Source organism: Hydrogenophaga soli, assembly GCF_054777695.1.
The window spans coordinates 146,103-157,128 of record NZ_BAAHAK010000010.1 but is presented as its reverse complement, the minus strand read 5'-3'; the positions used below and the strand labels follow the sequence as shown (position 1 = coordinate 157,128).

12 protein-coding genes are annotated in these 11,026 nt (G+C 59.3%); 5 read left to right on the top strand and 7 right to left on the bottom strand.

The genetic code is table 11. From position 1 onward, the window contains the following. Window positions 1-193 precede the first annotated feature (193 nt). The 4 genes from ACYVB7_RS17215 to ACYVB7_RS17200 all read left to right on the top strand — a co-directional run bounded on the left by ACYVB7_RS17215 (window position 194) and on the right by ACYVB7_RS17200 (window position 2,509). Entirely contained in the window at window positions 194-682 is a 489-nt protein-coding gene (locus tag ACYVB7_RS17215; RefSeq protein WP_460509713.1) for a hypothetical protein, read from the top strand. Beyond that, window positions 679-1,254: a hypothetical protein gene (locus ACYVB7_RS17210; protein WP_460509712.1), complete on the top strand. Its 576-nt coding sequence runs from the start codon at window positions 679-681 to the stop codon at window positions 1,252-1,254. The genes ACYVB7_RS17215 and ACYVB7_RS17210 overlap by 4 nt, the downstream gene beginning before the upstream one ends. Before the next feature lie 21 nt (window positions 1,255-1,275). After that, window positions 1,276-2,148, top strand: a complete 873-nt coding sequence (locus ACYVB7_RS17205) for a beta-galactosidase (protein ID WP_460509711.1) — start codon at window positions 1,276-1,278, stop codon at window positions 2,146-2,148. A gap of 88 nt (window positions 2,149-2,236) precedes the next feature. After that, window positions 2,237-2,509 carry a hypothetical protein gene (locus ACYVB7_RS17200; protein ID WP_460509710.1) on the top strand — a complete coding sequence of 91 codons (273 nt, stop codon included), beginning with the start codon at window positions 2,237-2,239 and terminating at the stop codon, window positions 2,507-2,509. Here the strand turns inward: ACYVB7_RS17200 and ACYVB7_RS17195 are convergent. Beyond that, entirely contained in the window at window positions 2,492-2,980 is a 489-nt protein-coding gene (locus ACYVB7_RS17195; RefSeq protein ID WP_460509709.1) for a hypothetical protein, read from the bottom strand. The genes ACYVB7_RS17200 and ACYVB7_RS17195 overlap by 18 nt on opposite strands. 58 nt (window positions 2,981-3,038) lie before the next feature. Here ACYVB7_RS17195 and ACYVB7_RS17190 point away from each other — a divergent pair, with 58 nt between their 5' ends. Beyond that, on the top strand, window positions 3,039-3,197 hold the full coding sequence (locus ACYVB7_RS17190; RefSeq protein ID WP_460509708.1) for a hypothetical protein: 159 nt from the start codon (window positions 3,039-3,041) through the stop codon (window positions 3,195-3,197). Window positions 3,198-3,425: 228 nt separating this feature from the next. Here the strand turns inward: ACYVB7_RS17190 and ACYVB7_RS17185 are convergent, their stop codons facing one another. From ACYVB7_RS17185 to gspD, 6 genes are all read right to left on the bottom strand, one after another. After that, window positions 3,426-4,511, bottom strand: coding sequence for an ABC transporter ATP-binding protein (locus ACYVB7_RS17185; RefSeq protein WP_460509721.1), 1,086 nt, complete (start codon window positions 4,509-4,511; stop codon window positions 3,426-3,428). 107 nt (window positions 4,512-4,618) lie between these two features. Then, window positions 4,619-5,404 (bottom strand): ABC transporter permease, encoded by a 786-nt coding sequence (locus ACYVB7_RS17180; protein WP_460509707.1) that lies wholly within the window; start codon window positions 5,402-5,404, stop codon window positions 4,619-4,621. Window positions 5,405-5,412: 8 nt separating this feature from the next. Continuing rightward, window positions 5,413-6,297, bottom strand: coding sequence for a peptidylprolyl isomerase (locus tag ACYVB7_RS17175; RefSeq protein WP_460509706.1), 885 nt, complete (start codon window positions 6,295-6,297; stop codon window positions 5,413-5,415). Between the two features lie 95 nt (window positions 6,298-6,392). Continuing rightward, complete coding sequence (locus tag ACYVB7_RS17170) at window positions 6,393-8,105, bottom strand: cell surface protein (RefSeq protein ID WP_460509705.1); 1,713 nt, start codon at window positions 8,103-8,105, stop codon at window positions 6,393-6,395. Between the two features lie 230 nt (window positions 8,106-8,335). After that, window positions 8,336-8,770, bottom strand: coding sequence for a hypothetical protein (locus ACYVB7_RS17165; protein ID WP_460509704.1), 435 nt, complete (start codon window positions 8,768-8,770; stop codon window positions 8,336-8,338). 43 nt (window positions 8,771-8,813) lie between these two features. Next, on the bottom strand, window positions 8,814-11,015 hold the full coding sequence (gene gspD / locus ACYVB7_RS17160) for a type II secretion system secretin GspD (protein ID WP_460509703.1): 2,202 nt from the start codon (window positions 11,013-11,015) through the stop codon (window positions 8,814-8,816). Between the last annotated feature and the right edge of the window lie 11 nt (window positions 11,016-11,026).

The following is an 11,026-nucleotide window of genomic DNA, read 5'->3' as shown; positions in this document are numbered from 1 at the left end:
ACGCCGATTGGGGGCATCCCTCCGGCAGAAGCTGAGGCAAACTACTGGGGGCAACTCGCCGCCAGCGACACCTCGCCAGAGGTGTCAACTTAAACCAACCGGCCTCCTTGAAACCCGGGGCGGTTCACACTGCTGGATGACGCATCCTTCATCTCCTCATCAAACGCCACCTTTTCCTGCCTACTTGATCCCCATGCAAACCCATCCGGCCCGCAGTTGTGGACCGTGTCGCAAGTGCTGCGAAGGTTGGCTGACTGCGCATTTGGTCGTTCCCGGTGTTGTCAACTGCACCATGAAACCCGGGACACCATGCACACAACTATCCCCACAAGGTTGCTCGGTTTACGAACAACGGCCGCAACACCCCTGCCGCACATTCGTGTGTGGATGGCTGATCGAGAACGGCCCCTTTCCTCCAGAGTTCCGGCCCGACATGTTGCAAGTCATCATCGTGCCCATCACCTGGAAGGAGACACGCGCCTGGGTTCTGGTGCCTGCCCCGCAACCTCCCAGCGACACACTCATGGCGCAAATGCGTGCATACACCCAGGCCACACAAGAACCCCACATGATCAAGTTGCCCGGCAAATTGCTTTGCTACGGTGCCCCCGAATTCCAACGCGACATGCTGACACTTGAACAGCAAGGCCTCGCCCCGTGGGAAATCATCGGCACGCAATGAACCTCAAGTCACGAAAATCCGTAGCGCTCGCAATCCTGAGTCTGAGCGCATCCCTCTGTTCGGCCCAACCACTGGCACCCCGTTCAACGTTTTATGTACTTCCCTCGGTTGAAGGGTTGCTCGCATGTGACGAGGGTGCAGACAACCTCACACTGCCGCAGCTGCCGGATGTAGAAACCTACTGCATTCAGCATCAGCGCCATGCAGCCAACCGAGTCACTCAACTGCTTGACCAATTGGAACCAGGCGGTCCAAAAGGAAATATCCAAGTAGGCTTTGTGGCCACAATCCAGTTGCTGTCGCTGTACAAACTCACTGCCACAGGGTGGGCCATTGATGATCGGCGGCTGGCCACTTTTCTGGACCTTGTTTCACAAGTGAGGCGCCCCGCCCTCATCTACCTTGCTGCAGACCATTTCGACACGCAGGGCCCTTTGGTTGACGAGCTCGTCAAAGACCCTCGTAACCTGATGGCACTGTCCAACGGCACGCCGCCGCTGTCCAACTACTTCGGATATCGCATCGTTCCTTACACGCTGCAAACCGATGAAACCATTCCCGTCAACCGCTAACGGTACCAAGCTCTGCGGCAGGTGGTCAAAAAGATCTCCACCCTGCCCGAAAAGGTAAAGCAACGCATCGTTGGCATTTCGCTGCTCGGCGAGATCCACCACATGTTCCCCGACTTTGAAAAGGGCATGGGTGAGTTTGATCAACCCCGTGTAACCGATTACAGCCCCGCATCCATTGCGGGATTCAGACAGTGGCTGATCCAACAACACGGCAGTATCCAGACGCTGAACAAACGAATGGGGACCCCCTTCGCAAAATGGGATGACGTCAAAGCCCCTGGCCTTGAATGGCCCCAAGGTGCCACTCCCACCTGGAACCTTTATGGACACCAAGCCAACGGCTGGTTGCCCATCACCGGTTGGGCATGGAACCCCTCCCAAAAGCCCATGCGCATATCCATCGTGCTCGATGACACGCAAGTGGCCAACGCGCAGCTGGGGCTGAATCGGTTGGACGTCTACCGTGCCATCGACGAAGTCAAAGACCCCAATGTTGGCTTCCGGTACGACCTCGACGTGAGCACCTTGTCCCCTGGCCCTCACCAATTGCAAGTGTGGCTGGAAATTGAGGGGCAGCAGATGTTGCTGGGCGCGTCCACACTCAACCTCGCCAACACCGCAGGCAAGGCCGAACCTCTTGCGCCCAAGGCTGCTACCCCCCCCCCAACCATCCTCCACCGCACTGCCAAGTGTTCGAGCTTGGTTGGATCGCCCCGGCAAAACCGTCCAAATCACCTACAACCCATTGGCCAGGGCTTGGGATCAATACCGCGGCCATCAAGTGCGTCAGTTCCTGCAACACTTCACACAGGTGGCGCTCACAGCAGGCCTTCCCAGCAAATGGGCGTTTTCCCACCAAATCGTGCCGCGAGTGAACTCCAGTTGGAATCCTGACCTTTTTGCGGCTGACACCACGTTTGATCCCGGCGCCCTTTGGCACCATGGTGCCAACATGTACGGCGGCTCCACCCACAGTACGTGGATGACACGCTACCTGAACGAGCGGCAAATTGGTGACTACGGCGTGCCTGAGTTCAATCCGCAGCAGTGGAAAGTAGCAGGCCAGCACGAACGAGCACTAAGGGCACATTACATCGCCGGGGCCCGCTTCGTCAGCCCGTACTACCTGTCGGTGGTGCCCGAACGGTTCCGAGCCAAACAACACGGCGTCAACGCCATGGAAATTCGGCCCGACAACCCCGCCGACGGCTCAGCCCTGTTTTACGAGGCCATCCGCTCATTCGCGGCACACTGAAACTGCGGGTTCGGCGACGAATATTCGGGGAGCCTCTCCCCAAAAGTGCCAGGCAGCCGGGTCCAAGCGAATCAGGCCATCCAGCTCCCCAAACACCCGTTGCATCAGCACCTCGGGGTCAGGGGTGGCCCCCAGCGGTACCAGCCTCAACCAACGCTCTCCGCTGTGCACATCCAATCCCGTCACGTACACCCAAGTGGAAACGGACTGCCGAGCTGCCAGCCGCAGCAAAGCACGCGGAACCCGTGCGCGCATGTTGGCCAGGGGAATGACTTCAGCAGCATCGGCCTGATCCGCTGGCGCATCAATCGCCGCCAGCACCATCTGCTGGTGGCGCAAAGCCTCCACCACGGGCCGCAGGCTGTGTGACACATCCAATGGCGGTGCACCCAACACACGCCTGACTTCCGCCGTTCGCCAACGCGCATAGGCGTGCAGCACGGAACGCCCCTGAAAATGGGCACCGTTCAAGGGCGCAACCAACGCCCGCGGCGTCAACCCTGAAGACGCAGCGTGCCTGAGGCCCCACATGCCCGCCCCCCAGTGGAATGTGCACAACAACGCCGCCTCTCCCGGTTGGGGCCACTCCCCCTCAACGCGCAAATGGCGCTTCATCCACGCCAAGCCCCTGGATTTGGCCAAATACAAGTCGGCATGGTCCACCAAAGTCACCAAGCGGCGTACGTAGACAAAATGCACCGGGTCGGTCACCCACCCCAGGGCTTTCGCCTGCGCCAACGCCCCTTGGCATGCCGATTCATACAACCGGGAATGGCGCGCCAGCAACTTGTAAACGCTAAAACACCAACGCCAAGGCAATACCGCAGCCAAGGCAGGCACCAACACCAATTCGACCGCGTCGCGCCATTCAGTCGCCAGCCTTGCTCGCACGCCTGCCCCTGTGCCCCTGCTCACGTCAACTCCACCGATGGGGCAAACGAACCAAGCCTGGTGTTTGCGTTGGATGCACCAGCTTGAAATGGAGGCAATTTTTCCATTCATCGCACACCACCAGCCCCTTGGCATCGAACAGGTAGGCACTCAGCGCATATTCACCCGTGTGCAGCGGCAAGTCCGGGAAAGTCAACGTGATCTCCCATTCATCCGCACCCACCCGCCTGGGGGTGGCCCCTTCAGCATGTGAAGCCATGGACGTGATGCCCACCCCGTGCGCCTGCTCCAGCATCAAGCCTATGCTGGGTGCCAAGTCGCCTGGCGACTTGGCACGGACCGTCACCACCAAATCGGGGGCCTGCAACAACGGCGGTGCCCCGTCATCCAAACTTTCGGCCCAGACCTTCACAAGCTGAGCTTCTGCGGGCGATTTGCGTGGGGCATCGGGCAGCGCAGTGGTCTCTTCCGCCGAGGTTTCGGGTGCGGCCTCCACCCGCAAGCTGGCCTCGTAACTGGCCAGCACCGACTCGGTTTCACCAAACGCACGGACTTGGCCTTTGTCAAGCCAAAGTGCCACATCGCACAGCTGCCGTACGTGGTACAGGCTGTGAGAACAAAACAAAATGGTGCAACCATTCTGACGAAACTGCTCGATGCGCTCCACACACTTCTTTTGAAAGTTCTGGTCGCCCACCGCCAGCGCTTCGTCCACGATCAGCACCTCGGGTTGCACCGCGGTGACCAATGCAAACGCCAGCCGGACCACCATGCCCGACGAATACGTTTTCACGGGCCGGTCGATGGCCACCCCCAGCTCGGCAAAGTCAATGATGCTTTGCTCCAGTGCAGTCAAGGACTCGGGGCTCAAGCCAATCAACGCCCCCGCAAAACGCAGGTTTTCACGTCCCGAAAAGTCCGGATGGAAGCCAGCGCCCAGCTCCAAAATGGCCGTCACGCGGCCTGAACAGGTAACCGATCCGGTTGTGGGTTGCAACGTGCCCGCCAGCAGCTTGAGCAAGGTGCTCTTGCCGGCTCCGTTGTTTCCCACCACGCCAAGACATTGGCCCCTGTGCAAAGAGAACGTCAGATTGGCCAGCGCCCAATGCATGGAGGGCAAAGGATGCCCTGTGACCAAGGCGCGCAAGCGTTGACGCGGCGACGAGTACAACTTGTACCCTTTGCCCAATTGCGTGACTTGCAGTACCGAAGGATGTTTCACAACCAATCCACCAACTCATCTCGACTGCGCTTCACCAGCTGGGACAACAACATAAACAACGCACCCAACCAACCGACCATGCCCGCCCACACGCCCCAAGCAGGCCACTCACCGTGCAACAGCAGGCTTTGGTAACCCAACACCCACGGCGTCATGGGGTTCAACCACAAGACCCAACGCCATGCCGCGGGGAACATGTCCAACGGGAACAGCACCGGTGAACAAAAGATGCCCACGGACAGGAAAAAACTCACCAACTGCACGACGTCTCGCAACGCAGCCGCCAGAATCGCTAAGGTGTGCCCCATGCACCAAACCAGCACGCATTGGAGCAACACCAACACGGGAAAGGCCCCCAGCGACCAGTCACCCTGGTGCATCGGCCAATACGCAATGACCAAGCCCATCAACAACGGCGTGTACACCGCAGCAGCGGCTAACACCGTGCGGAGCACCACAAGGATGGGAGGCAAGGCATTCTTTTGCAGCAAATGCCCCGCATCCAGCAAACTCGTTGTGGTACGGGATATCCCCTCGGCGAATGCTTGCCACGGTAGCATGCCCACAATCAAGAAGGTGCCCACGCCCCGCGAAGAATCCCCGGTTCGCATGGCAAACACCACATCAAACACCAAGTAGTACGCGGCAACCGTCAACAGCGGCTGAGCGTACAGCCAAAACCAAGCTCCGGCTGTACCAGCATGGCGGGCGTTGATTTCCCGCCCTGCCATCACCCATAACAAAGCACGCAACCGCCAAGCAGTGTGCAAGTCATGCCACATTGGCGAACTCAATTGGCAGGCTTCTGGGCAGCCACAAAAGCATCCAATGCATCCAAGTCAGGTTTGGCCTGGCCCATGATGGCATTTGCCTCTCCCATGCGCGCGTCGGTCAACCGCTTTTGCAGCACTTCCTTCGACAGCTCTTCCTTGACCGATTCATACGGCTTGCGCCCTGCGGGCTTCTTCTCTTCAACCCGAATGATGTGGTAGCCAAACTGGGTTTGGATGGGATCGGACAGCTGTCCCACTTCGGCTGAAAACGCGTAGTCTTCAAACGGTTTGACCATGCGGCCACGCTCGAAGAAGTCCATCTCCCCACCGCGAGCGGCACTCCCAGGGTCCCTGGATTGTGTTTTGGCCATTTCAGCAAAATCTGCCCCAGCCTTGAGCTTGGACAGCAATTCCTCGGCCTTTGCTTTGGCGTCGTCACCCGTCAGCAAGATGTGCCGGACCCGCACCGATTCGCCATAGGTATACCGCTTTTCATCAGCGCGGTAGACCTCACGGGCGCGCTCCTCAAGCTGTTCAGCCGTGGGTTGATTTCGCGCATCCAGCCACTTGAGGAAAACGTCTGACGCCACACGTTCTTGCAACAATTGGAGCTGCTTGGCGTTGTCGGGCTCTTTCATCAAACCCTGCTTGTCGGCAGCCTGGGCCATCACACGGCGGATGTACAGGTTGGAGGCCAACTGCATCAAATTGTCTTTGCGGAACAACAAGCCGTTGCGCACATCGGGCGGCAAGCGTTCCAACTCTGCCTTGAGGTCCTGAGCGGTCAACGATATTCCTTGGCCCTGAATGATGACCTGGGAACTTTGCGCCCATGCCCATGGGCTGATCAACAAAGGAACGGCCACACAGGCCACTTTGATCGCTGAACGAACGTTTTTCATCTGATAAACCCAAAAACAAAAAAAAGGGCGAGAAATCCCGCCCTTTTTTGAAAATTCCTTTGCTGTATTGCTACAGCAAAGGTGTTTGCCGTTGATTAACGGGCGTAGCGGTGGCCCCACACGGCACCGAAGGCTGCCGACTTGGTGTAGGCGGAACCGATCACAGGCAGGCCCAGGCCGTTGGCGGCGGTACCAGCAGCGCTGGGGAATGCACCACCAGCGTTGGACAGGCCGTTGTGGGTGATCTTCAACCAACCTTCGTTGCTGGCCACGTTGATGTTCTGAGTAGCCACGGAAGCGCTCAGAGAACCAGAAGTGGCTGCGGTGCCGTTGTTGATGCCCAGAACGCTGGTTTCGCCGCAGAACTGAACGGTGGTCACGGTGGCGGGAGAAATCACGAAACCGCTGGTGGTGGTGGTTTCTTCACGGTCCCACTGGGTCACGGAATCAGCACCCACGCAAATCTTGCCGCTGGAAACAGAGGTGTTCACAGTGGTGAAGTAGTTGGCGTTGGCACCGTAGTCAGTGAACACGCGACCGTCGCCACCCAGGGGGTTGTTGTACGCGTAGTTCAGAGCCACGTTGTAACGACGGGTGGGCATGGAGAACACCCAGTCGGTCGTTGCACCGATGGAGGTGGTGGTCAGGTACTCGTTGATCACCGACTTGGCGGCCAGAGCAGCCGTCAGGCCACCGGCTTGAACCAGAGCCGTGACGGGCACACCAGTAGCTGCGCCAGTGGCGTAGTACGGCGTGGACATGTCAGGCAGGTCCACATTGGTGGGGGTGATCAGAGAGGTCGTACCAGCAGTCCAGGTGGTTGCGCCAGCGGCCACACGCAGGGAGTTGGTGCGCAGCAGCGGGTCAGCCGTCACGCTGTCAATGGTGGCAGCGGCGTTGACACCACCCAGAGCGTCAGTGGTCAGCGTGGTCGCCGACATGGTGGTGCCATTCTGGGGGAAGAACACCAAGTTGGCCTTGTTGGTGGTGGAGCCAGAAGCAGCCAGGGCCACAGCGTTGCTGGAGAAGGAAGCAGTCTTCACCACGTCGATGATCAGGCTGTTGGCCATCAGACCGCCGGTGGGGTAGTCCATGCCCAGGCCGGTAGCAGACTTGCTAGCGGTGGTGGCATCGGTCACATCAGCGTAGGAGATGGGGTCCAGAGCCAGCTTGGCCAGTTCGGTGGTGGTGCAAGGAGCAACGCCAGACACGTGCTTGATGGCGGTGTACAGGGAGTTGATGCTGGTACCAGCGGTCACACCAGACACTGCAGCCTTGGCTTGAGCGGCGGAAGCGAACTTCGGCACGTCAGCCATGGTCAGGATTTCGATGTAACCTTCGCGGGTTTCAGCGGCCTTGGCTTCGGCGCTCAGGGAAGAGTTCAAACGGGAAGTACCGAAAGAATTCGTCTGAGTGGCAACGATGGAAGGCAGGGTGCAAGACTTGTCAGCGGTTTCCAGCTGGGAAATGCCGTTGGCATCTTTGCTGATCTTGGCAGCCCACACGTCGCCAGGAGACATCAGCAGCGTGAAGTCGAACAGGTCGTCAGAGTTGGAAGCGCCACGGAAGCGAACCTTGACGATCTTGCCGTTGGTGGTGTCGGTGTTGACGATGTTCAACAGCGTGGCATTGGTGCCTTGCGAGGTGAAGTAAGGCACAAACAGGATGTGACCAACCCCGGTGTTGGGCGTGGTCAGGCCGGTGGATGCATCAGCAACAGGCGCCAACACAGCCGCATTGGCAGCACCCACAAACGCAACGCCACCAATCATGGCAGCGATGCTTGCAGAAATGACAGTTTTTTTCATTCAAGACTCCGTTTAAGAAGGTTGGTAAGCGCAACTACCAGGATTGATTACGCCAACAAATGGTAGCACACGCTTTCTGGGTTAAGCCCTGGGAAGGGCGGGTTGATCAATGTGCCTGTATAAAAAAAGCAACAACCTCGACAGCCTCAAAATTGCTTGCCCGAAAGGTTTGCTCCGCCTTGATTGCTACAGGCCTCCCTGCACGGCAAAAGTACCGCATCAGCCGCAAATCAAAGCTTCTCGTGATGGTACCAGCGTCCATCTTCATACAACCATCTTTCGGAAAAATGGGTTGTGATGGTGTCGTTATCGTACCTTGCCTGCGGGTTTTTGATCTGCATCCCCACCCTCACCTCGCAAGATTCTGGCTCGCACACCGTGCTGACGACCTTGGCGCTCACCCAAAGCTGCCCTCCTTTGAAGCTTGCTTCGTATTCACGCAGAGAGTGTAACTTTTTGTACCCGGGCGTGAGCATGTCGTATGCCTTGGCCCAATCGTGTGCCAATAAGTGCTCCCAACGCATCTGCGCCAGCCGGGCAACCTCCTGCTCAGGCGATGCAGCATGAGGCATTGTGGCAGACCCACATCCGGCCAGCAGCACAGCCAAACAGGTGCCCACCACGAAGCCCTGGAAGGCCTTTCGGGTTTGGAACAACACAACCATTGCGTTTTTACTCCTCATGAATAGATGAAAATCACCGCAGGCGTCAACGAACCATGTCGTTGGTGAAGGACAAACCCTTCATCCGATCCCGCAGCTCGGCGCTGATGGCCTGAACATCCTGGTCCACACGCACCACGCGCGGCATCAAAACCACCAGCAACTCGGTTCGACCGCCAGACTTGGCCTGGGTTCCAAACAAGCCACCAATCAGCGGAATGGCAGCCAAGCCCGGAATGCCGCTGCTGCCAGAGGTGGCATTGTCGCGAATCAGGCCACCCAGCACCACGCTGTCGCCCGAGCGCACAGCCACCTTGCTGTTGATTTGCCTTTGCAGGAAAGCGCGCTGTCCCGTTGCAGAATCCACACTACCTACATCGGTCACGGATTGATTCATGTCCATGGTGACCATGTTGCCCGCGGTGACGGAGGGCTTGACGGTCAGGCTCACGCCCGTGTCTTTGTAGGTGATGCTTTCACTGACCGTGCCCCCCGTTACCACCGTGGTGGCGGTTTTCACGGGCTGCTGGTTGCCCACCGAAATGGTGGCCGTGTGGTTGTCCAGCACCATGAGCGAGGGGCTGGAAATGACCTTGACCAGTGATTTTTCCGCCAAGGCGTTCAGCACCCCGCGCACATTGCCCGCCGAATTGGTGAGGGTGTAGGACAAGCCCGCTTTGGCCGCACCCAGCGCACCGCCCGCCACGGTGCTGACAGCGCCACGGCCGTTGAGGCTGCCGGGCGCACCACCGTTGAACAGCCATTGAAGGCCATAAGACAAGTCGTCGGTCAGCGTGACCTCGATGATGGACGCCTCGATCAGCACCTGGACGGGCGACACATCCAACCGCTTGAGCACGCTTTCCACTTTGCTGAAATCGGCCTTGGTGCCGTAGAACAACACGGCGTTGTTCAATTCATCGGCCATGAGGCGAACGCCGCTGCCCTGACCACCCAATGTGACGGCGGTGGGGGCGGCCTGGGCGGCAGAGGCACCCAGGCGTTGTGCACCGACCTGATTAGCCCCCATGCCCACCCCTGCGGTGGCACCCGCACCAAAGCTCAAGCCCCCTGGAGCGGTCAACCCGCCCACGGAGGTGGTGCCAACAGCCGTTTGCAACCCTGGGGCTACACCTGTGGTGCCGACCTGTGCATTGGCCTGCCCGGAGCCAAACAGTCCGCCCACCACGCTGGCCAAATGTTTGGCTGAGCCGTTTTGCACCGGGTAGATGAAGAGTTGCGGCTCGCTGCTGCCGTTGCCGGGTTGGTCTAGCTTGTCGATCCAGGCGCGGGCCTCTTCCAGGTAGGCGGCACGAGGGGTGACCACAATGACGCTGTTGATCCGCTCGATGGGCATGATGCGGATGGAGCCAAAGAACGGAATGGTGTCTGAAGCAGATGCCGCAGCTGGGGTGTTTGCTGCAGAGGCTGCTGCCCCCGCCGCGCCGAGCGCCACAGCAGGTGCTGTGGCAGGCGTGCGCGCTGCAGCAGCCCCGCCGCCGGAAAGCAACCGGAGCGCGGTGTCAACCTCTGCCGTGGTGACGTTCTTGAGCGGGAACACGCCCACAGACATGCCTTTGAGCAGGTTCACATCGAACGTGGACACCACCTCCAACCACCCCTCTGCCTGGTTGCGGGTGCCCGAAAGCACCAGCAGGTTGCGTGCGGTGTCCACGCGAATGAGGGAATCTGCCGCCATCATGGGCTTGAGGATGCTGGCCATTTCGGCCGCCCCGATGTATTGCAGCCGGATGATGATGGCACCGGTCCCGGGAGGCAGGGGCTTGCCCGGTGTGGCTTGGCGCAAAGCGGGCACAACGCCCTTCAACACGTCGGGCTTGCCCACGTGGTAGGTGCCGCGGGTGTCGCGAACCATCATCAAGCCGTTGGCTTGCAATGCGCTCTCCAGCAGGAGCATGGCTTGGTCGGCAGGCACCTCTCCGCTGGTGGACAGGGTGACCGACCCCGCCAGGGGCTGGTGCAGCACGTGGTCCACCCGCAGCACATCCTTCAGCACAATGGCTGCGAACTGGGCAATGGGCGCATCTTCAAAATTGAAGCTGATGGGATTGCCTTGCAATGGCGGCACGTCTTTGGGAGGCGCAATGACGGCGTCGTTGCCCGCCATGAGGCGAGGTTGCGGCACATCGGCCACGGCATTGGCGTCAACCGGTTGGGCATGGGCAGTGCTGAGCACCATCCACACCAGCACAGCCCAGGCCGAACGACGAAAGGGGACAAATTTCATGAGCATTCGGG